22 protein-coding genes and 1 pseudogene are annotated in these 20,059 nt (G+C 61.4%); 11 read left to right on the top strand and 12 right to left on the bottom strand.

Annotated elements, in window-relative coordinates:
- Window positions 1-290: 290 nt before the first annotated feature.
- The 4 genes from NKH28_RS26870 to NKH28_RS26855 form a co-directional block, all read right to left on the bottom strand.
- Window positions 291-1,481 carry a tyrosine-type recombinase/integrase gene (locus NKH28_RS26870; protein WP_352541476.1) on the bottom strand — a complete coding sequence of 397 codons (1,191 nt, stop codon included), beginning with the start codon at window positions 1,479-1,481 and terminating at the stop codon, window positions 291-293.
- A complete protein-coding gene (locus tag NKH28_RS26865) occupies window positions 1,481-1,726 on the bottom strand; it encodes a helix-turn-helix domain-containing protein (protein WP_352541475.1) in 246 nt (81 codons plus the stop codon). Before NKH28_RS26865 ends, NKH28_RS26870 begins: the two co-directional genes overlap by 1 nt.
- Before the next feature lie 64 nt (window positions 1,727-1,790).
- Window positions 1,791-2,039 carry a helix-turn-helix transcriptional regulator gene (locus NKH28_RS26860; protein WP_352816193.1) on the bottom strand — a complete coding sequence of 83 codons (249 nt, stop codon included), beginning with the start codon at window positions 2,037-2,039 and terminating at the stop codon, window positions 1,791-1,793.
- 523 nt (window positions 2,040-2,562) lie between these two features.
- The gene (locus NKH28_RS26855; RefSeq protein WP_352980847.1) at window positions 2,563-3,039 is read right to left on the bottom strand and encodes a DUF5996 family protein; all 477 of its coding nucleotides are present in this window, start codon (window positions 3,037-3,039) and stop codon (window positions 2,563-2,565) included.
- Between the two features lie 78 nt (window positions 3,040-3,117).
- Here NKH28_RS26855 and NKH28_RS26850 point away from each other — a divergent pair, with 78 nt between their 5' ends.
- Window positions 3,118-3,993 (top strand): MurR/RpiR family transcriptional regulator, encoded by an 876-nt coding sequence (locus NKH28_RS26850; RefSeq protein ID WP_352449995.1) that lies wholly within the window; start codon window positions 3,118-3,120, stop codon window positions 3,991-3,993.
- A 73-nt stretch (window positions 3,994-4,066) separates the two neighbouring features.
- Here NKH28_RS26850 and NKH28_RS26845 read toward each other — a convergent pair whose 3' ends face one another.
- The 3 genes from NKH28_RS26845 to iolD form a co-directional block, all read right to left on the bottom strand.
- Window positions 4,067-4,882, bottom strand: coding sequence for an SDR family oxidoreductase (locus tag NKH28_RS26845; RefSeq protein WP_352541473.1), 816 nt, complete (start codon window positions 4,880-4,882; stop codon window positions 4,067-4,069).
- Window positions 4,883-4,885: 3 nt separating this feature from the next.
- Window positions 4,886-5,785, bottom strand: coding sequence for a myo-inosose-2 dehydratase (iolE, locus tag NKH28_RS26840; protein ID WP_352980823.1), 900 nt, complete (start codon window positions 5,783-5,785; stop codon window positions 4,886-4,888).
- Between the two features lie 125 nt (window positions 5,786-5,910).
- On the bottom strand, window positions 5,911-7,758 hold the full coding sequence (gene iolD / locus NKH28_RS26835; protein ID WP_352980822.1) for a 3D-(3,5/4)-trihydroxycyclohexane-1,2-dione acylhydrolase (decyclizing): 1,848 nt from the start codon (window positions 7,756-7,758) through the stop codon (window positions 5,911-5,913).
- 107 nt (window positions 7,759-7,865) lie between these two features.
- On the opposite strand from iolD, the gene iolG reads away from it, so the two are divergent.
- From iolG to NKH28_RS26785, 10 genes and pseudogenes are all read left to right on the top strand, one after another.
- Entirely contained in the window at window positions 7,866-8,873 is a 1,008-nt protein-coding gene (iolG, locus tag NKH28_RS26830) for an inositol 2-dehydrogenase (protein WP_352541471.1), read from the top strand.
- A 3-nt stretch (window positions 8,874-8,876) separates the two neighbouring features.
- A complete protein-coding gene (locus NKH28_RS26825) occupies window positions 8,877-10,313 on the top strand; it encodes an NAD-dependent succinate-semialdehyde dehydrogenase (protein ID WP_352980821.1) in 1,437 nt (478 codons plus the stop codon).
- Window positions 10,314-10,323: 10 nt separating this feature from the next.
- On the top strand, window positions 10,324-11,139 hold the full coding sequence (locus NKH28_RS26820; RefSeq protein WP_352541469.1) for an HpcH/HpaI aldolase family protein: 816 nt from the start codon (window positions 10,324-10,326) through the stop codon (window positions 11,137-11,139).
- The gene (locus NKH28_RS26815; protein WP_352980820.1) at window positions 11,139-12,104 is read left to right on the top strand and encodes a hydroxyacid dehydrogenase; all 966 of its coding nucleotides are present in this window, start codon (window positions 11,139-11,141) and stop codon (window positions 12,102-12,104) included. Before NKH28_RS26820 ends, NKH28_RS26815 begins: the two co-directional genes overlap by 1 nt.
- On the top strand, window positions 12,094-13,218 hold the full coding sequence (locus NKH28_RS26810; protein ID WP_352980819.1) for a Gfo/Idh/MocA family protein: 1,125 nt from the start codon (window positions 12,094-12,096) through the stop codon (window positions 13,216-13,218). The genes NKH28_RS26815 and NKH28_RS26810 overlap by 11 nt, the downstream gene beginning before the upstream one ends.
- 137 nt (window positions 13,219-13,355) lie before the next feature.
- The gene (locus tag NKH28_RS26805) at window positions 13,356-14,096 is read left to right on the top strand and encodes an ATP-binding cassette domain-containing protein (RefSeq protein WP_352686825.1); all 741 of its coding nucleotides are present in this window, start codon (window positions 13,356-13,358) and stop codon (window positions 14,094-14,096) included.
- Window positions 14,089-15,189 (top strand): ABC transporter permease, encoded by a 1,101-nt coding sequence (locus NKH28_RS26800; protein ID WP_156937342.1) that lies wholly within the window; start codon window positions 14,089-14,091, stop codon window positions 15,187-15,189. Before NKH28_RS26805 ends, NKH28_RS26800 begins: the two co-directional genes overlap by 8 nt.
- Before the next feature lie 58 nt (window positions 15,190-15,247).
- Window positions 15,248-16,252: a substrate-binding domain-containing protein gene (locus NKH28_RS26795; protein WP_352541465.1), complete on the top strand. Its 1,005-nt coding sequence runs from the start codon at window positions 15,248-15,250 to the stop codon at window positions 16,250-16,252.
- 210 nt (window positions 16,253-16,462) lie between these two features.
- A complete protein-coding gene (locus NKH28_RS26790; RefSeq protein WP_352541464.1) occupies window positions 16,463-17,512 on the top strand; it encodes a Gfo/Idh/MocA family protein in 1,050 nt (349 codons plus the stop codon).
- Between the two features lie 312 nt (window positions 17,513-17,824).
- Window positions 17,825-18,312, top strand: a pseudogene (locus NKH28_RS26785) (IS66 family transposase); the annotation flags it as partial.
- Between the two features lie 386 nt (window positions 18,313-18,698).
- On the opposite strand, the gene NKH28_RS26780 reads toward NKH28_RS26785, so the two are convergent.
- From NKH28_RS26780 to NKH28_RS26760, 5 genes are all read right to left on the bottom strand, one after another.
- On the bottom strand, window positions 18,699-18,881 hold the full coding sequence (locus tag NKH28_RS26780; protein WP_352541463.1) for a hypothetical protein: 183 nt from the start codon (window positions 18,879-18,881) through the stop codon (window positions 18,699-18,701).
- A 77-nt stretch (window positions 18,882-18,958) separates the two neighbouring features.
- A complete protein-coding gene (locus NKH28_RS26775) occupies window positions 18,959-19,153 on the bottom strand; it encodes a hypothetical protein (protein ID WP_352541462.1) in 195 nt (64 codons plus the stop codon).
- Window positions 19,154-19,300: 147 nt separating this feature from the next.
- Window positions 19,301-19,486, bottom strand: coding sequence for a hypothetical protein (locus NKH28_RS26770; RefSeq protein ID WP_352541461.1), 186 nt, complete (start codon window positions 19,484-19,486; stop codon window positions 19,301-19,303).
- Between the two features lie 47 nt (window positions 19,487-19,533).
- Window positions 19,534-19,743 (bottom strand): hypothetical protein, encoded by a 210-nt coding sequence (locus NKH28_RS26765; RefSeq protein WP_352980818.1) that lies wholly within the window; start codon window positions 19,741-19,743, stop codon window positions 19,534-19,536.
- A gap of 23 nt (window positions 19,744-19,766) precedes the next feature.
- The coding region (locus tag NKH28_RS26760) for a TCP-1/cpn60 chaperonin family protein (RefSeq protein WP_352541460.1) at window positions 19,767-20,059 on the bottom strand (293 nt) is incomplete at its 5' end.

Raw genomic sequence — 20,059 nt, 5'->3', positions numbered from 1 at the left:
GCAAACCTCCCTTCCGAGTGAGGCGTTCAGTGCGTCGGCTTGGTGGACTGAGGCACTTCTGAGTGGGACAACAACATTGAAAAACATTGGAAAAGATTTGAATGCTCTGAAGTCCCACTGATCTCTTACCAATTGATTTTTATGGCTTTCTGAATACCCTCCGGGCCCACCAAGATCTTTGATTTTAGTGCGAAAAAGTGGCCTCGGCCCAAAATGTTTTGGGCCGATTATGGGCCCAACAAAAAAGGGCGGCCGATAAGCCGCCCTGCACCGGTCCGAATTGAAACCATTCACTTGATGACGCGAAGCGGTGTCCGCTGCTTTATGGCGTCGCGTTTCGCCTCCCGCTCGTTGATCGCGCGGGCGATATCGACGGCCATCCGCTTCTTGTTGGCTTCCCGTACGTACGCGTCCGTCACCGTCATGGAGGAATGTCCCATCGCTTCCATAATGGCGCGTGCCTGGATGTTGCATTCGGCGAGATACGTGCCGAAGGTACGCCGGAGCCCGTGCAGGGTGTAGCCCTCCGGAATGCCGGCCTGCTTGTTCCAATGTGCCATCATGCCGGTGAGGCTTTTTTCCGCAAACGGACGCCCATAGCCATTCCTCAATACCGGTCCACCTTTCGAACGGTCTAGCGGCTCCAGAGCCTGCGCCAGCTTGTCCACGACGGGGATAAACACTTCCCTGCCGCCGTGGCGGTTTCGGTTCTTTTTCTGCCGGAACTCGAAGGCCTCGATCAAAACCAGCGAGCCATCGAACAGTTCGATTTCCTCGCTGACCAGATCTTCCCATTCCAGTGTGGCGATATCGCCGCGTCTATTCCCGAGCCAGAAGCCGAGGGCATAGCAGGTGCGCGCCGCCGAGCCGACCGCATGGCGCGCCTCGAACTTTTCACGAATGGCCATCGGCCACCCGGGATTGGCCGTCGATTTGGGAATGCGAACGCGAATTGACAGCGAAGGATCGTCCTGCGGCTTGATCCACTTCTCAACGTCAATCGCCACCCAAAGGAGCTTTTTGATCGCTACCAGCAGGTGCTTTGCGACTGTCCGTCTGGTGCCAAAGACGCCTTCGATAATCGCACGCAGACGGTCGGCATCGAGATGCTCGATCGGCGTGTCGCGCCAGGTCAGCGGATAGGCGGGATCGACCTTCATCTCAAGGAAGCGTTCAATAAGCCGAGCATTCTTCTGCTGGGTCGCTTGGTCGAAGTCCAGCCATTCCATCGTCGTTTCAAGTCGGCGGGCAGCATGACCGAAAGTCTTTGGCAACGCCCGTCCAGGCAAGTCGATGATCACGGCCTTCTGACTCTGGCCTTGAGTTGCCCGTCCATAGGCGGCTTCGAACTCTGGATCACCCGGCCGGCCTGGAAGCCGAATTTCGGGCTTTCCCTTGCCGCGGTAACGATAGACGAGTTTACCGCCTTTTAGGCGCGACGAGACTCCGGGATATTTGTCATCCTTGAATGGCCGGCCCATTAAGCCCTCCTTCCAGCCTTCTGCTGTTCCAAGCGCCGGGGCACCTCGATCGTCGCCGGAGGCGAAGGGCCTTTGCTCTCCATGGCGACCCGAAGGAGCAACGGGTAAGGGAAGCCCCTGCCTTGCTCAATGCCTTCAAATGTGCGCTTGGGTATCCCAAGCACCTTGGCTGCGGCTTCGGCCGTGAATCCTGCCTTGGCGCGCCAAATTTTAACTTCTTGCGCAAGCTTTTCACGATCGTTCACGTCGCGTGTTCCGTACGAGCCCGCGACTTTATTACGCCAGCAGCGTATGCGCAAGCTGCCTATTCTATCTCCTTGCTTCCTTTTTGCTCCGCTCCAAAAGCTGTTGCAGACCGTTGTTTTTGTCGGGTAACGAGGTGAACGCGATGTCGAGCGCTACACGGTCCCAGACGGCCCGACTGTTGATGTGTTTAGGTCTCGGCATGCGCCCGTCAGCAACCATCTCTTCAAAAAGCGTCGATCCGACACCGACGTAGCGTGCGGCTTCGTCGCGAGAGAGTCCTCTCGGCGGATAGGAAATCGCGTCACTCTTCATAGACGCTGCCTCGGAGATATCGGCGCGCAAAAGCCGCAGCCGCGCGAAGCCAAAATAGGCAGTTGCTTCGGCAGCTTCGTGGCAAAGAAACAGGGCTATGTTGCCATGAGTGCAACCAGATCCGCATATCCATATCATCCCAACAGGGCGAGATCATCCTGCCATAATAGGATGTGGCTTTGTGCGGAAGCTGCCTCAATAGTTCGTTCGGCAAAAGCGAACAGCGACGTGTAAATCGGACAAATGATACTCACAGAATATTCCGCTGCAAATGTGGGGGGCCGAGTCGCTAGACCGCTACATCGCAAGACCCCCTATCGAGGAGGCGTTCTTTTGCTATCGTCGGCAAGCGGCCTGACAACAAATCGAGATCGAGCAACCACGAACTCGAAATTGCGAGTCGGGACGATGATGGACTGGACGGACTGATCCGGAAAAGATAATAAAAATCAAAGCTTAATGGGATTTAAGTTGGCGATGCAGTACCAAATGCAGTACCGCTGAAGCGCAGCCGATGATGTTTTCAGGGTCGTAGGACGGACTTGCCGTTGCGAACGTCGGCGCGACAGAGCACTTGCGGAGCCCGTGGTCGCAGAGGTTGCCCGAATGCACATTCGAGACCGGCTGAATCCCAGTCCGCGAGGTCTGCGGCGGCGCGATATGTGCTCTCCAAGAAGACTATGAGGCTTGCTTCCGGATCGGTAACTCTGCGGATCGCATAAGGCAGCAGGTATTCTCCAAGTCGTAGTGGGCGGCGTCGGCAAAGATCTTCGCCGCCGCGAAGCCTTTTGGTAGGGCGGTGGAGCGGTCGACTTTCCGGCCTTCTATTCCTAAGCCTGTCCGAAACCGCTGCTCCTCTGACGCGTCTCCTTCGCACGGACCCGTCGCAGCCCTCTTGGTGCGCGGACGCGCGATGCGCACTCTTCGGCGCTCCGATCCGTTTTTCTAGCGCGAAGCTGACCTGCGCAGTACGACCGAAAGTCACAACTTGTGGCCCCATGACAGAGTTGACAACTCTCTGCTGGTCAAAAACCTTCAAAGACGCCATCATGCAACAAAAATTGCAAGGATGTGCATCGTGGACGAGAAGGTCGAGGCTCCCAAGGACTATGAGGATCTCATCCGCGTGATACACGACCGGTATGATGGGATGAGCAAGTCGTACCAGAAGATTGCGTTGTATCTCACCCAAAATCCGAATGACGTCGCGGTGCGATCGGTGAACTCGATCGGGGAAGGCAGCGGCGTTCACGCGTCCAGCTTCGTCCGATTTGCCCAAGCATTGGGGTATGAGGGGTTCAAGGACCTGCAGAGCCTCTTCCAGAAACGATTGTCCACCGCGGCTCCCGGCTTCGAAGCCCGCGTCAAGGCATTGGAGAAGGAACTGGGGGAGCGGACGGATCGCAGCGAGATGGGATTCATGCACGATCTGGTCGTCCGTGACATCGCGTCCCTGAAAGAGATGCTCACCGGTATTCAGCCCGAGGATCTGGCGGAAGCCGTTAGCCTGCTCGAGAAGGCCGACGTCGTCTATCTGATGGGACAACTTCGCTCGGCACCGGTCGTCGAACTCCTTCGCTATATACTGACCATGCTGGGTAAGCGCTGCGTGCTCCTGGATCCGGGCGGCGGACTGGCCACGCATATGGCCCGCGCGATGCGGAAGACGGACCTGCTGTTTGCGGTGTCGTTCCGCTTCTATGCGAACGAGGTCGTCAATGTTGTGGAAGAAGCCGCGGGGAGAGGTATACCCATCGTGGCGATCTCGGACAGCACGCTGTCTCCATTGGCCAAGAGCGCGCGCGTTCTCTTCGCCGTTCCGGAGCACGAATACACTTTCTCGCGCTCGCTGGCGGCTCCTATGTGTCTTGCCCAGGCTTTGACCGTGGCCTTGGCGGCCAGGCTTCAGAACAACGCAGTCAATCCCCGCATTCCAACGGTTACCGAGCGGTAGGGACTCCAAACCGCGAAACCTGTCGCAGCACCGGCGATCCTCCGGCCGTCGATTCTCAATCGGTGTCGGAAGGTTAAAACGCCATCGCCTTTTCAGGCACGGCCATGGGGCCGGATGCGGCACCAAGGACTGTCTGGTCGTAATCCACCACCGAACCTGTCATGAGCCCGGCATCGTCCGAAACAAGGAAGTTTACCGCCCGCGCGACCTCGCGGGGGTCGATCAGGCGCCCGAAGGGCAGGTTTGCGACCGCTTTCGCTTCCCAATTGGAATCGCCCGTCTCACTCGCCTGTAACTCCCGCTCATGGTCGGAGGCCATCCAGCCGACATCAAGCTGGTTGACGCGGATGCGGTTCTTCATCACGGAAAACGCCGTGTTGCGGGTCAGCGTCGCCAGCGCCGCCTTAGTGGCACAGTAAACGTTGATGAAAGGCTGGCCGGCATGTTCCGAGATCGAGCCGATGTTGCAGATGGCGCCTTCAATGCCGTCGCGGATCATGCGGCGGATGGCCTCCTGCATCAGGAAGTAGGGTCCGCGCACGTTGACGGCGAACAGGGCGTCGAAAAGTTCGGGCGAGGTATCGAGGATGGTGCCACGGTCCGTGCGGGCACCGGCGTTCACCAGCACATGTATCTTGCCATAAACGCGCTCGGCCTCCGCCATCACGCTTCGGCAATCTTCGACTTTGCCGAGATCGGCCTTGACAAAGTGGACAGGCACGCCGGTGTCGTGCGTGATCGCCTCGGCCGCGGCACGGCCCTTCGCCTCGTTGCGGCCGAGAGTGACAAGACCGGCAGCGCCGGCTTCCGCCAGCCGGCGCGCAATGGCCGCTCCCAACCCCTGCGTTGAACCCGTGACAACGCAGACCTTTCCATCCATGCGATTCATACTTCAGCTCTCCACAGGGTAGCCAGCCGCGGCCATGACGCGCCGCAATTCCTTATGCCCGATCTTCGCCATTTCGAGTGGCGGACTTTTGACGGGATCCTGCTCGGCTTCAACGACGAACCAGCCTTCGTAACCGTAGGAGGCCAGCCGCTTCACGATCGCCTCGAAGTCGAGCGAGCCGTCACCGGGTACGGTGAAGGCCCCCTTTACCACTGCGTCGAGAAAACTTTCCCGGCTGCGGTCGAGCCCGTCCACGACCGCTTGGCGGATGTCCTTGGTGTGTACATGCGAAATGCGGGCGTGGTGCTTGTCCACCACCCGCAGCACGTCGCCGCCGGCAAAGGCCATATGGCCGGCATCGTAGAGCAGGGGCAGACCCTCGCCGGAATGCTTCATCAGCAGATCGACGTCCTGTTCGCTTTCGATCGGCGCGGCCATGTGGTGGTGGTAGCAAATCGGCATGCCCTGACCCGCGCACCATTCGCCGAAAGTGGTGAGCTTACGGCCGTAGGCCTTGATCTGATCGTCGTCGAGACGCGGGCGCATAGCCAGCGGCGTTCCGCGGTCGCCCTGAATGGTGCGACCCGTCTCGCCATAGACGATGCAGGGCGCGTTGGTCGCCTTGAACAACTCCATCTGCGCGGCGATGCGGTCCTTCTCTTCATCGATATTGCCGACCAGCAAGCGGCCGGAGAACCAGCCGCCACAGACGCTCATGGCATGCTGCCTCAGGATGGGCTCAAGCACGGCCGCGTCCATCGGGAAGCGGCGGCCAGTCTCCATGCCGGTGAAGCCGGCCTCACGGGCCTGCCGCAGGCACTCCTCCAGCGAGACGTCGTCGCTCAGTTCGGGAAGGTCGTCGTTCCACCAGGCGATCGGCGCGATGCCAAGCTTGGCTCTCATCGTCATCTCCAATCATGATTTTCGAATGCTGCTGGCTGCCTGCGCAGCGACAAAAAACTGCCGGAACAATGCTCAGGGAGTTTTGCATCGTTCCGGCAGGGGACGCCCCCGCGCGCCCGAACGGTTCAGACACCCACGCGCTGCTTCTTGCGACCTTCGGTTTGCGCGGCATGCGCGTCGCGGACCTGCTGGCGCCCGCTGATCTCGGGCACGCCGACGTCCCACCATGCATCCCCGGGCGTCCAGCTGAAGGCGTCGGAGACGATGGCAATGACGGTGGTTCGGTCGGTGGTCTTCGCCCATTCGATCGCTTGGCCGAGATCGGCAAGGCTTTCGACACGCCGCGCCAGCGCGCCCATGGCTTCCGCGTGCTTGGCGAAGTCGACCGAGAACGGCTCCTTGACCCGGCAGTCCTTGATAAGGTTATTGAAGGAGGCGCCGCCCTTGGCGTTCTGCAGCCGATTGATCACCGCATAGCCGCCATTGTCGCATACCACGAGAATCATCTTGTGGCCGGCGAGCACCGACGAATAGATGTCGGAGTTCATCATCATGTAGGTGCCGTCGCCGATCATGACGATCGGCGTGCGGGTAGGGTCGGCCATGGCCGCGCCCCAGCCGGCAGAGATTTCATAACCCATGCAGGAGAAGCCGAACTCGCAGTCGAAAGTGTTGGGTTCCTTCACCCGCCAGTTCTTCATCACCTCGCCGGGCAGTCCGCCGGCCGCGGTGATCAGCAGGTCACGCTCGCCCGCCTTGGCGTTCACCACGCCTACGACCTGCGCATAGGTCGGGACCGGCTCGTTGGTCGGCTTCTGGAAGCCGTCAAGCATCGTGTTCCACTTGGCGAACTCGATGCGACCCTTGTCTGTCCAGGCCCTCTCCGCTTTCCAGTCGCCGAGGGCACCTTCGAGTTCGCTCACCGTCTCCAGCGCGTCGCCGACGACGGCGAGCGCCCGGTGCTTGGTGGCATCCCAGCGTGCGGCATTGATCGAGACGAACTTTGCGTCGGCCGAGAAGGCGCTCCAGGATCCGGTGGTGAAGTCCATGAGCCGTGTGCCGACGGCGATGATCACGTCGGCTTCCGCCGCCAGCGCGTTGGCGGAGGTTGAGCCGACGATGCCGATCGGTCCGACATGCGCGGGGTGGTCGTGCGTAACCGTGCCTTTGCCGGCAATCGTCTCCGCGAGCGGGATCCCATGCCTTTTGGCGAAATCGCCAAGAACCTTCTCGGCACCCGAATAACGCACGCCACCACCCGAGATGATCAGCGGCCGCTTTGCGCCTTTGAGGAGGCGGGTCGCTTCGGCGAGCCGGCTGCGATCGGGCCGGGGGCGCGGCACCTCATTCACCGTCTGTTCGAAGAAGGCTTCGGGATAATCCCAGGCGATCTCCTGCACATCCTGCGGCAAAGCGATGAAGGCAGGCCCGCAATCGGCCGGATCAAGCAGCACCGCAACCGCCTGCGGCAACGACGAGATGATCTGCTCGGGATGGACGATGCGGTCCCAGTAGCGCGTGACCGCCTTAAAGGCGTCATTGACGTTGATGGTTGGGTCGCCGAAGTGCTCGACCTGCTGCATGACCGGATCGGGCCGGCGACTGACGAAGGTGTCGCCTGAGAGCATCAGCACCGGCAGCCGGTTCGAATGGGCGACACCCGCCGCCGTCACCATGTTCAGCGCACCCGGACCGATCGAGGTCGCCGCAACCATGATCTGGCGCCGGCGCTTCGCCTTTGCAAAGCCGATCGCTGCAAGCGCCATCGACTGCTCATTCTGGCCGCGCCAGGTCGGCAGCACGTGCTTCATCGCCTCGAGTGCTTCAGAAAGGCACGTCACGTTGCCGTGCCCGAAGATGGCGAAGACTCCCGGAAAAAGCGGAACTTTCTCGCCGTCGACGACCGTGAACTGGTTGCACAGATAGCGCACGAGCGCCTGTGCCATGGTCAGACGGACGGTGGCCCTGGTCATCTTTGTCTCCTCCCTAACGACGGTCTTTCCAAATCTATACGGAATGCCCATTGACAAATCAATATGTTTGCAACGATCATTGCAAAAATTCAAACCGGGAGGATTTCTTGCTCAGGATTGCTGTGCTCGGCTGTGGTCGGATAGGTAGGATGCATGCGGCAAACATCGCCGCGCATCCCCGTGCGGAACTGGCCACCGTCTATGACATCGACGAATCGTCCGCGGAGGCTGTCGCGGCGCGGCACGGCGTTCGCGCTTCGGGATCCGCCGACGAGGTATTTGCCTCGGCAGATGTAGATGCGGTCCTTGTCGCGACGGTGACTGACACGCACGCCGACTACATCGAAAAGGCGGTGGCCGCTGGCAAACCCGTGCTCTGCGAGAAGCCGATCGATCTTAGTCTGGAAAGGGTGAACCGTTGCGCCGAAGCAATTTTGTCCAAGGGCGTGCCGGTCCAGATCGGCTTCAACCGACGTTTCGACCCCGGTCATCGTGCGGCGTGGAACGCCGTACGATCCGGCGAGATCGGCGACCTGCACCAGGTCATCATCACCTCGCGTGATCCTGGCATGCCGCCCCGTTCCTACTACGAGGTCGCGGGCGGGCTTTTTCGCGACATGACGATCCACGATTTCGACCTCGCCCGCTTCATGCTGGGAGAGGAGCCGGAGGAGGTGTTCGCCATAGGAGGCCGGCTGATCGACCCGGCGATGATGGAGGAACTAAACGACTACGACAGCGTCATGGTCGTGATGCGAACCAAAAGCGGCAAGCAGTGCCACATCAACAATTCCCGCACCTCAACCTATGGATACGACCAGCGCGTCGAGCTTCTGGGCAGCACCGGCATGGTGATCAGCGGCAACCGGAAGCCTCATGAGTTGCGCCGTTACTCGGCCGCGCGGGCCGAAGCCACCACGCCCTACCTCGACTTTTTCATCGAGCGATACCGCGAAGCGTTCGATGCCGAGATCGACGCCTTCGTTACCTGCGTCGAGAAGGCCGAGCGGCCGCTGGTCGGTTTCGAGGACGGGCGCCGCGCTCTGGTCTTGGCCGAAGCGGCGATGAAATCGGCGGTCGAAGGCCGCTCCGTGAAGGTCAGCGAGATCGGATAAGCCATGTACGCGAAATACGGATTGTTTATCGATGGTCGTTGGCGACCGGCGTTCGGAAATGCCACCTCCACGGTCCTGAGCCCGGTCACAGAAGAGTCACTTGGGAATGCGCCATCTGCCGCCTTCGTCGATACCGAGGAGGCTCTGGAAAGTGCGGGCCGCGGCTTCGCCGCCTGGAAAGTCAAAAGCGCCTTCGAGCGGGCTGACGCGCTTCACGCCATCGCCGACGAGATGATCCGCCGCAAGGACGAAGCGACGCGGATGATCTCGACCGAGACCGGCAAGCCAATCGCCCAGTCTGAGCGGGAATGGGGACTCTCGATCGACCAGTTCCGCTGGTATGCCGAAGAGGCGCGGCGCATCTATGGTCGAGTCATCGAAAGCCGCGTACCGGGCGGCCGGTTTGAGGTCCTGCGCGAACCGGTCGGGGTTGCGGCAGCGTTCACGGCCTGGAATTTTCCGGCTGCTCTGGTTGCCCGCAAGGTGGCGCCGGCGCTAGCTGCCGGCTGTTCGACTATCATCCGTCCGTCGAGCCAGACTCCCGGCGTGGCGATGGTGATGGTCGACTGCATGCGCGCCGGCAAGCTTCCTGCCGGCACGGTGAACCTCGTCATCGGCCTGACGGACACGACTTATGCGCCCATCATGGCTTCGCCTGCTGTCCGCAAGGTATCGCTGACCGGCTCCACTCGAGTCGGCCAGCAAATGATCCGCGATGCCGCCGACACGGTGAAGAAGGTGTCGATGGAGCTTGGCGGCAACGCGCCGCTGATCGTCTTCGACGATGCAGATCTAGACACTGCGCTCAACCTGTCGGTGCCAACCAAATACGCTAATGCCGGGCAGGTCTGCGTGACGCCTGATCGCTTCTTCGTCCACGAAAGCCTCCACGACTCTTTCGTCGAAGGCTTCGTCGAACGCGCAAGAGCATTGAAGCTGGGCGACGGCCTCGACCCCTCGGTTCAGATGGGACCGCTAATCAGCGACCGCCGGCTTGCGGAGATCGAAGCCATCGTCGACGACGCGGTGGGGGCCGGAGCAAAAGTAGCGACCGGAGCTGGTCGCGCCGCCTCGTTCAATGCGGGCCATTTCTATGAGCCCACCGCTCTCAGTGACGTTACCGACAACATGACGGTCTTTGCCCAAGAGAACTTCGGACCCATCGCGGCGATCGCCAGATTCAGCTCCGACGACGAGGTGCTCGCGCGAGCAAATGCTTCGCCGGTGGGGCTTTCGGCCTATGCGTTCACCCGCAGTCCAGACAGGGCCAGGCGAGTTGTCGCGGAGCTCAAGGCGGGCATGGTGGGCATCAACAGCTTCGCTCTTGCCGCGTCCGAGGCTCCGTTCGGCGGCACGAAATATTCCGGAATGGGTCGCGAAGGCGGCAGCGAAGGTATCGGTGACTACCTCGACACCAAGCTTGCGCAGATCGTGTTCTGAGGAGGCCGCCTTGATCAAGAACGAGCTCAAGCAGATCTGGGCCGAAGGGCGGCCCACGATCAATGGCTGGCTTTCGATCGGCAATCCATTCACCGCCGAGATCATGGCCGCGCAGGGCTATGACAGCGTGAGCATCGATGTCCAGCACGGCGCGCTCGACTATTCGATGCTGCTTCCGATGTTCCAGGCGATGCGTGCATCCAGGGTGGTGCCCATGGCGCGCGTGCCGTGGCTGGAGCCGGGCATCATCATGAAGGTGCTGGATGCCGGCGCCTATGGCGTGATCTGTCCCATGATCAACACGCCGGAACAGGCGGCTCAGCTCGTCAGCTACCTGCGCTATCCGCCGGCCGGCCAGCGCAGTTTTGGGCCGACGCGTGCCAACTTCTCGGCGGGTGCCAACTACGCGGCCGAGGCCAATGACGAGATCCTGGCTTTCGCCATGGTCGAGACCGCCGAGGCGATGCGCAATCTCGATGCGATCGCCGCAACGCCAGGGCTCGACGGCATCTATGTCGGTCCCGCAGACCTGACCTTCAGCCTGCACCAGGGGCGTCTCGCGCCGTCCTTCGATCGCGAGGAGCCTGACATGATCGCCGCTCTGCGGACGATCGTTACGGCCTGCAAGAGGAACGGCAAACGCGCCGCGCTCCATTGCGGCACGGCCGACTACGCCGCACGTGCCGTCGAATGGGGTTTCGAGATGACAACCATCTCGGGTGACTCCCGACTGCTTGCCTCCGCCGCGCAGGCAAGTGTCGCTCGCTTCCGCGAATTGACGGGTGCGAAAGCCGTCCCGGCCGAAGCCGGCAAGGGAGGCTATTGATGCCCCACGTCCTGGTCGCCGGAAAGCTTCATCCGAGCGGCATCGAACTTCTCGATGGGTCGCCCGGCGTCACCTACGACTATGTCGAAGATGTCTCCGAGCCAAGCTATGCACCTCTGATCGGCAAGGCCGATGGTCTCGTCATCCGCACCCAGCCCTTGTCGGCTCCGACCGTCGCACGCGCCGAGAGACTGAAGATCGTCTCGCGCCATGGCGTCGGCTACGACGCCGTGGATCTGCCTTCTCTCAACGAACGTGGTATCGCGCTGGCGATAGTCGGCGACGTGAATTCGGTGTCGGTGGCCGAGCACGCTATGATGCTGTTGCTGGCGGCAACCAAGCGGCTCATCCGCGCGGATCGTTCGGTCCGCGACAACGAATGGGGTTGGCGCAACCGGCTGGAGCCAAACGAACTCGCGGGCAAGCGACTGCTGATCCTCGGGTTCGGCCGGATCGGCCGCCACTTGGCGCGCATGGCGGCGACATTCGGCATGAACGTGCGCGCATATGATCCATTCCTTGCAAGGCAAGGCTGGCCGGAGGGGCCGGTCGCGTCGGTGAGCGACTTGCAAACGGGACTCGCCTGGGCCGATGCGATCTCCGTCAACGTACCCAAGGCCGAGCGCCCGGTGATCGGGCCAATGGAACTCTCGGCGATGAAGCCGACTGCCGTACTCATCAACACTGCGCGGGGCGGCGTGGTCGACGAGGCGGCGCTGATCGCGGCGCTGCGAGAGGGGCGCATCGCCGCAGCCGGTATCGACGTCTTCGACGATGAACCGCCTGCCGCGAACCATCCGCTCTTCGGCTTCGACCACGTGATTCTGACGCCGCATATAGCCGGGCTCACCGCCGAATGCGGAGAACGCATGGCGATCTCGTCCGTGCGGAACGTGCTCGAATTTTTCGCCGGGCGGATTGACTCGGCGCTGGTGGTAAACGGAGCCGCGTTGAATGGCCGGTGAAAAACCTCAACTCAGAATCGGCCTGATCGGCACCGGCTTCATGGGCAAGACCCATGTGTTCGGCTTTGCTGCCGCACAACGTGTCTTCGATCTTCCCTACGAACTGGTGCTCCACACGGTTGCGGACAGAACCGATGACCTCGCCGCGCAGGCGGCGCAGGCCTTGGGGTTCGCGCGGGCGAGCGGGGACTGGAGGCGTCTGGTCGAGGACTCGGAGATCGATATGATCGATATCACGGCGCCGAACGCCTTCCACAAGGAGATGGCGCTCGCCGCCATTGCCGCCGGCAAGCACGTCTATTGCGAGAAGCCGCTGGCGCCCGTTGCGGCGGATGCCCGACGGATGGCCGAGGCGGCGGAAGCGGCCGGCGTCAGGACGCAGGTCGGGTTCAATTATCTCTGCAACCCGCTGCTCGCGCTGGCGCGGCAGATGATCCGCGCGGGCGAGTTGGGCGAGATCCGCAGCTATCGCGGCATTCACGCCGAGGATTACATGGCGGATGCGGAAAGCCCATTTACCTTCCGGCACGATCCTGTCGGCGGTGGCGCATTGGTGGATCTGGGCAGCCATGCTCTGGCCACGGCGGAGTTTCTGCTTGGCTCGGTGGAACGGGTCCTCGGCGATTCCGTCACCGTCATAGCGAGCCGTCAGGATGGCCGAGGCGGGCGCCGGACCATCGAGGTCGACGACATCGGTCGCGCATTTCTGCGTTTTGCCAATGGTGCATCCGGCAGCATCGAAGCGAGCTGGGTCGCCACCGGCCGCAAGATGCAGCACGATTTCGAGGTCTATGGCACCAAGGGGGCGCTCGTCTTCAGCCAGGAGCGCTTCAACGAGCTGCATTTCTACAGCACGGCCGATCCCGGCGGCCGGCGTGGCTTTCGGCGCATCGAGGCCGGTCCGGATCACGATCCCTATGGATTCTTCTGCGTCGCACCAGGCCATCAGCTCGGCTTCAACGATCTGAAGGCTATCGAGATTGCGCGGTTCGTCGATGCGATCGCCGGGAAGCGAGACGAGTGTTTCGGCTTCCGGGCCGGCCAACGCATCCAGGAACTCGTGGAGGCAATTCAGGGCTCGGCCCGGGAGAGCAAGTGGCTGCGAACAGACTGATGCGAGGGAGAGTTGGTCGCCGCCCCGCATGCGTCTGAAATAAACGTTGCATGTTTGTACATTTTGCAATATAGATTGCAGCCGGAGAGAGGTACGTCGGCTGAGTGCTCAAGTCGACGTCGCACAGGGAGGAGAATGTGTCTGTGCTGGACGTACGAAGCGTCTCGAAAAGCTTTGGTGCTATCCGCGCCTTGTCAGATGTTAGCTTCGCGGTTGCTGCCGGCGAGGTGGTTGGCCTGATGGGCGACAACGGTGCCGGGAAATCGACCATGGTGAAGCTGATTGCGGGGAACTTCCCACCCTCCGACGGCGAAATCGCGGTGGACGGCAAGGTCTGCCATTTCCACAAGCCGATCGAGGCACGGGGCGAAGGGATCGAGGTCGTCTATCAAGATCTGGCCTTGGCCGACAATCTGACGGCCGCCCAAAATGTCTTTCTCGGCCGCGAGATGAAGAAGGGGTTTTGGCCGCTCCGCGTGCTCGACAAGCAGACGATGATCAACCGCTCGGCAAAACTGTTCGCGGAGCTGAAGTCGGAGACGCGGCCGCGCGATCTGGTCAAAAAAATGTCAGGCGGCCAGCGGCAGGCGGTCGCCATTGCCCGCACCCGGCTATCCAACTCCAAGCTCGTGCTGATGGATGAGCCGACCGCGGCGATTTCCGTCCGCCAGGTAGCCGAGGTGCTGGAGCTGATCCGGCGGCTCAAATCGCAAAATGTGTCGGTAATGCTGATCAGCCACCGCATGCCCGATGTGTTCGCGGTCTGCGACCGCATCATCGTGCTGAGACGCGGCTCGAAAGTGGCCGACAAGGCGACGGAGAAGACATCGCCGGAGGAGATCACCGGCCTAATTACGGGAGCAATCCGTGATGCATAGCCAGAGCGACATGCTGAAGGAAGGCCATGCGTCCATCGGTGATGTGGTCGGCATAATAGAGCAGAGCGTTTTCCAGAAGATGATCGCCAGCCAGGCCTTCTGGGTCGCGATCGCGCTTTTCGTGTTGGTGGTCTTCATGACGTGGCTGGAGCCCAGCTTCGGCACGGTCGACAACGTTACCAACACCACCCGCAATTTTGCACCTATCGCCATCATGGGGCTGGGCATGACGGTGGTGCTGATCACCGGCGGCATCGATCTGTCGGTCGGCTCGGTGATGGGGCTGGTCGCGATCGTCGCCGGCCTGCTGCTCACTTGGCACCAGCCTTGGTATGTGGCGTTTGGCGCGGGTCTGCTCGCAGGCATCGCCTGCGGAGCCTTTAACGGTTTCTTCGTGGCCTATATCGGCATGCCGTCCTTCGTGGTGACGCTAGGCATGCTGTCGATCGCGCGCTCGCTGGCGGTCGTGCTGTCCGGCAACCAGATGCTTTACCAGTTCGGACCCGATGCGCCGATCGTCAAGGCCATCGGCCAGGCCAAATGGCCGAGGCACACGCCTGACGGCTGGGTGCCTCATTGGATCCCGGAACTGTCCTCGCAGTTCTGGGTGATGGTGATCCTCGCGCTCATCGTCGGCTCCGTCTTCATTTTCACCGCCTGGGCGCGCCACCTCTTCGCGATCGGCGGCAACGAGAACGCCTCGCGGATGACCGGCGTCCCCGTCGACTGGATCAAATTCCAGGCCTATGTCTTCTGCGCATTTACCGCATCGATCGCGTCCCTGCTGCTGCTCGGCTACAGCGGCTCGGCCATCAACGCGATGGGAACCGGCTACGAGTTGAGGGTGATCGCCGGCACCGTCATCGGGGGGGCCAGCCTGATGGGCGGCTACGGAACCGCGTTTGGCGCTGTGATCGGTTCGGCCTTCCTCGAGGTCATCCGCAACGCGCTGCTGATGGCCGGGATCGATTCGAACTGGCAGGGCGCCTTTGTCGGGGCCTTCATCATTCTTGCCGTGCTTCTCGGCATGCAGACCTCGGGCAAGTCGCTGCGGGCGACGCTGGAGGGTATGTTTACCTGGAAGCGCAAATAGAATCCGGCGGCCGCAAGCCGTCGGGGATAGTGGACGTCAAAACAAAGTGGAGGAACAGGTGAAAAAATACATTCTGACGGCGGCCGTGGCGTTTTCCGCGCTGATGGCAGGGCAGGCCTATGCCCAGCAGAAATACGTCTTCGCCCTTGTGCCGAAGAACATGAACAATCCTTTCTTCGACCAGGCTCGTGACGGCTGCAAGAAGGCCGAAGCCGAATCCAGCGGCGCGATCGAATGCATGTATATCGGCCCCGGCGAGCATGGCGGCGGCGAGGAGCAGGTGCAGATCGTGCAGGACCTGGTGGCCAAGAAGGTCGACGGCATCGCCGTCGCCCCGTCGAACGCCGCGGCAATGGCCGTCGCGCTTCAGGCCGCCAGGGAAGCGGGCATTCCCGTGCTTACCTGGGACTCGGATGTGCTACCGGAGAACAAGGACCTGCGTGTCGCCTATATCGGCACGCACAATTACGAAATTGGCGTCAACCTCGCCAAGATCGTGCAGACCATCAAGCCGAAAGGCGGCACCATCTGTATCCAGTCGGGCGGAGCTGCCGCGGCCAACCACAATGAGCGCATGAAGGGTATACGCGATACGCTGGCCGGCAAGGAGTCGGCTGCCTCGCCAGGTGATGCCCTGACCGGCCAGAACGGCTGGACGGAAGCACCGGGCTGCCCTCTCTATACCAACGACGACTTCCCTCTGTCGGTTCAGCAGTTCCAGGACTTCATGGCGAAGACGCCAAACCTCGACGCCTTCGTGCCGACAGGCGGCTTTCCGCAATTCATACCGGATGCCAATCGCGCTGCGGTCGAGCCGTACAAGGATAAGATCGCCAAGAAGGAGCTGGCTCTGGTCGTCGCCGACACGCTGCCGGTGCAGATGGACCAGATGAAGGAAGGCCTGTCGCTCGGCCAGGTCGGACAGCGGCCGTTCGAAATGGGCTACAAGACCATGCTGGCGCTGAAGGACATCAAGGACGGCAAGCCCGCGCCGGCCGACCCGACCTACACCGGTCTCGACGTCTGCACCCCCGAAACCGCCGACACCTGCATCGGAAAGTAGGCGGGGGGCGCAACTCTGCGGCGGGCGAGGGATGACTCTTGCCCGCCTTTGCCCCTGAGAGGCGACAACAGACCCATCGAGCGACTGGCTCAAATCGACCGCTGCCGTCAGGCCTCAGAGACGCTCCGCTGGCCACGGCGTGACCATTTTTAGACGAGTGCCGGGAGTGATCCCATTCGGGAGGAGCAATTGAGAAAGATACGATATGCCGTGGTGGGCGCGGGCTGGATCACACAGGAAGCCTTTATGCCCGGTGTGTCCCAGACCGGAAACTCGACAATCACGGCGATCGTCAGCGGCTCGGCCAAAAACGCCGCTAAGCTCGCCGAATTCTACGGCGTGGAACACGTCTTCAGCTATGAGCAGTACGACCAGATGCTCGCATCGGACGTCGCCGATGCAGTTTACGTGGCATTGCCGAACTCCATGCATGCCGACTATGCGATCCGAGCCCTGAGAGCCGGCAAGCACGCGCTCGTTGAGAAGCCGCTGGCCACGACCGAGGCGGAATGCGAGGCGATGATCGCCGCCGCCAATGAGAGCGGAGCGTACCTGATGACGGCGTATCGGCTGCACAACGAGCCCGGCACTGTCGAGGTGCTGGAGCGCATCCGCAGCGGTGAGATCGGCGATCCCCGCATCTTTGCCGCGGTCTTCTCCTTCGTAGCGTCGTCCGACAATCACCGCCTCAAGGCCGCCTATTGGGGCGGTCCCTTGCAGGACATCGGCGTCTATTGCCTGAATGCCGCGCGCCATATCTTTGCCACTGAGCCGATCGAGGCAGTCGCGGTAAGGAGTTTCGGCAGCGCCTCAGTCGGGGAGGTAGAGGAAAGCATTGCCGTGACGTTGCGCTTCCCCGAGGGCCGGCTTGCACAGTTCATTGCCAGCTTCGGCGCGGACAATTCGGATTTTTACCACGTGGCCGGAACGAAGGGGAGCGTAACAGCCGACCCTGGCTTCCGTTTCGAGACTGCCGTGCAAATGAAGCTTCGGCATGGCGACATCAGAACCGAAACGACGTTCCCGCAGACAGACCATTTCGCCGGACAGACCGCGTATTTCTCCGACTGCATCCTGAATGCACAACCGCCTGAAGCCGACGGTGGAGAAGGATTTGCCGACGTGCGCGCCCTGCTTGCCATTGAGCGCGCCGCCAGCACCGGTCAGCCTCAGAAGATAGACACGCCGGCACGGCAGGTTCATCCTACTGCGGATATGATCCGCATCTTGCCTACAACGGACCAGCGGCTGCTTCTCTGACGCGCTTTCGCCCGCGGAGCCGGCCAGGATTCATTGCGAGAAGCGTCTCACGAAACGGCATCGCGTACCGCGTTGTACCGTGCAACCGTTCATGCGGAGGCAGTCACGATCTTGTTTCCGAACGTGCTCGACGGGCTGCGCTGGGTGAAATTCATCCAGGCGGCCGCCGACTCGCACGAGGCCGGAAAAGCCCGGACAACCGGCTGGCTTGACTGAACGCATTGGAATAATACGGAGGTCAACTTGAGTATACGCGTTGGAATTATCGGCGTAGGGGTAATGGGTGCGGATCACGCGCGGATGCTCGCATCACCTCAAGCCCGGCTTGCCGCCCGACGGGAGCATTCCGCGCCCATCATCGCTGCCCTGAAACCATGGTTCGAAAAGCAGCTATCGATGATCTCCTCCGGCTCTGGCCTGGCCGAAGACATCCGGCATGGGCTCGGCCACTGGCAAGGCCTGACCCGCTTCCTGGACGATGGCCGCCTGGAACTCGACACCAACCCGGTCGAAAACGCGATCAGGCCAGTATGCCTGACCAGAAAAAAATGCCCTGTTTGCAGGTCACGAAGTCGGGGCCGAAAATTGGGCGCTGCTCGCCTCCATCGCCACCTGCAGGCTAAACGACGTCAACCCGGTCGCCTACCTCGCCGAAACCCTCGACGCCATCATCAAACGGCCATCCGCAGACCCAGATCGAGGAACTCATGCCCTGGCGATTCCGAAAAACGTCAAGCCCAAATCCACAGGCGATCCGCGAGGCGCTCACCCTAAGCTTTATCATTGACGGTCTGACTTGACGTCTGGCCCGAGGGCGGCGTTCGCTACTATTCCGAAACTTAAGGTTTCGCCCTACCGCGTAGTTGGGGTCGGCTGTCTTAAGAGGGCCGCTGCCCAAGGTGCCTACTTCTTAACGCATTGGCGGACTGGTGCGGCCGAGCAAACTTCGCCCACGCCGCAGTCCAGGTCGCGTGAACAAGGTTCCGGCATTTGCGGTGGCTCCAGCGTGACGAAGGGCGTCCTCGGCTCTTCCCCCGGTCTCGCCGTTCTCGGGAGGAAAGCGCCGGGATCACCGAGCGACTTCACATATCGATAGAATGACCGAATGTCGCTCTCCGGCATGACGCGAACGTTGTACCAAGGCATCGGGTGATGTCCGGGTTTTGCCCAAAGGGACATAGGGGCATCAAATCAGGCGGTTGCTTTCCGCAATTTGACGCGCCCGCCGCACCGTGCCGTCGGTGTCGGCGGACTTTCGTCTTGTTGCTTCGTCGCTTCTGATCGTCAGCCGCTTCGACAGGATTTTTCCAGTTTCGACGATTGGCTTGACCGGTATGGCCGGAGCGTCCGGAGTTTTCATGTACCTCATGCTTATTATCCTTTTAGGCAAAAATGAAAGAGAGCGCGGAGCGGCTGTCCGCCCCGTCACCTTGCACGGCGATAAAATTACGGTCGCACGATCCAGGCCAGCAACGCCGGATTAAAATCGGAGTTGCCGGTATAGTCGCGGATCAAAAGCGCGGCGTATGCCTGCCACTGATCCTCGGGGATCTGCTTTTCAATGACCGATGTTCTGAACGCGTCACGCAGGATATTGCAGTCAAAAGTCGAAATCACATCGGCCGATTGATCGTTGTCCATAATGCGGCTCCCATCGAGGGGGCGGGAGTACGATGGACGCTCTCAAGCGCCGGTGCCCATTGTTCTGTGGCCGGCGACAACGGACTGTACGCCCCGCACAGGTGCTTAGCGAATCATTCCGGAGAATTTGCTCGCCGGTGTGCTAGCTCAGCGGCCGGCCTGTTCCCGCCGCTTGGCGTCTTCATCGTTCAGCCGGCCGACCATCTCGTCCGCTTCGCCGGCATTGATGCCGACCATGATCTTGTGATCGGACTCGGCGGGCTGGCCGGTGAAAACGTCGAAAACGGTCCAGCTGTCCGGGCGGTCCATGCGAAACGCGTAGCGGTTTGCCATAGTCGCGTCCTATTCATTTTTGCCGGCACCAATTTGTGTCGATCGGTTCAGGCCTGCACAATGACAAAGACTGCCGCCAGGCCAACGACTGTCCACAGCACCACGCACACCTTCAAAGCCAGGCCCCCGTGCCGTGAGATGCCCTCCCGCATGCGGGGTACCCCGTTCTTCATTCTCCTGCCCGGCGTGGCCGCAACGCCGACCGGCGGCTTGACCCCAAGTCTGCCGAATACCGGAAGCAGCGTCGGCTCACGCACGGGCTTCTCCGGACGCCAAGGTCTCAGTATCCCATGCTGCCGCCGCCACCGCCGCCGCCACCACCAACTGCCGGTGCGGCATCCCGAGCCGGAATGTCGGTGATCATCGCTTCGGCGGTGATCAGAAGGGCGGCGATCGAGCCGGCGTCCTGCAGCGCGGTGCGCACCACCTTTGCCGGGTCGACGATGCCGGCCTTGATCATGTCGACATACACCTCGTTCTGGGCATCGAAGCCCTGATTGTGATCCTTGCCCTCGGCGAGCTTGCCGACGACGATCGAACCTTCGACGCCGGAATTCTCGGCGATCTGCCGGA

The organism is Mesorhizobium sp. M1227 (assembly GCF_040318315.1).
GTDB lineage: Bacteria > Pseudomonadota > Alphaproteobacteria > Rhizobiales > Rhizobiaceae > Mesorhizobium.
Note: the sequence above shows the minus strand (reverse complement) of the source record. Positions and strands in the feature narration are given on the sequence as shown.

What these genes read in the sequence shown, in the direction of transcription:
- NKH28_RS26870 (WP_352541476.1), bottom strand. Translation starts at nt 1,481, where the DNA reads ATGGGCCGGCCATTCAAGGATGACAAATATCCCGGAGTCTCGTCGCGC.
- NKH28_RS26860 (WP_352816193.1), bottom strand. Translation starts at nt 2,039, where the DNA reads ATGAAGAGTGACGCGATTTCCTATCCGCCGAGAGGACTCTCTCGCGAC.
- NKH28_RS26855 (WP_352980847.1), bottom strand. Translation starts at nt 3,039, where the DNA reads ATGGGGCCACAAGTTGTGACTTTCGGTCGTACTGCGCAGGTCAGCTTC.
- NKH28_RS26845 (WP_352541473.1), bottom strand. Translation starts at nt 4,882, where the DNA reads ATGAATCGCATGGATGGAAAGGTCTGCGTTGTCACGGGTTCAACGCAG.
- iolE (WP_352980823.1), bottom strand. Translation starts at nt 5,785, where the DNA reads ATGAGAGCCAAGCTTGGCATCGCGCCGATCGCCTGGTGGAACGACGAC.
- iolD (WP_352980822.1), bottom strand. Translation starts at nt 7,758, where the DNA reads ATGACCAGGGCCACCGTCCGTCTGACCATGGCACAGGCGCTCGTGCGC.
- NKH28_RS26825 (WP_352980821.1), top strand. Translation starts at nt 8,877, where the DNA reads ATGTACGCGAAATACGGATTGTTTATCGATGGTCGTTGGCGACCGGCG.
- NKH28_RS26815 (WP_352980820.1), top strand. Translation starts at nt 11,139, where the DNA reads ATGCCCCACGTCCTGGTCGCCGGAAAGCTTCATCCGAGCGGCATCGAA.
- NKH28_RS26810 (WP_352980819.1), top strand. Translation starts at nt 12,094, where the DNA reads ATGGCCGGTGAAAAACCTCAACTCAGAATCGGCCTGATCGGCACCGGC.
- NKH28_RS26800 (WP_156937342.1), top strand. Translation starts at nt 14,089, where the DNA reads ATGCATAGCCAGAGCGACATGCTGAAGGAAGGCCATGCGTCCATCGGT.
- NKH28_RS26780 (WP_352541463.1), bottom strand. Translation starts at nt 18,881, where the DNA reads ATGAGGTACATGAAAACTCCGGACGCTCCGGCCATACCGGTCAAGCCA.
- NKH28_RS26775 (WP_352541462.1), bottom strand. Translation starts at nt 19,153, where the DNA reads ATGGACAACGATCAATCGGCCGATGTGATTTCGACTTTTGACTGCAAT.
- NKH28_RS26770 (WP_352541461.1), bottom strand. Translation starts at nt 19,486, where the DNA reads ATGGCAAACCGCTACGCGTTTCGCATGGACCGCCCGGACAGCTGGACC.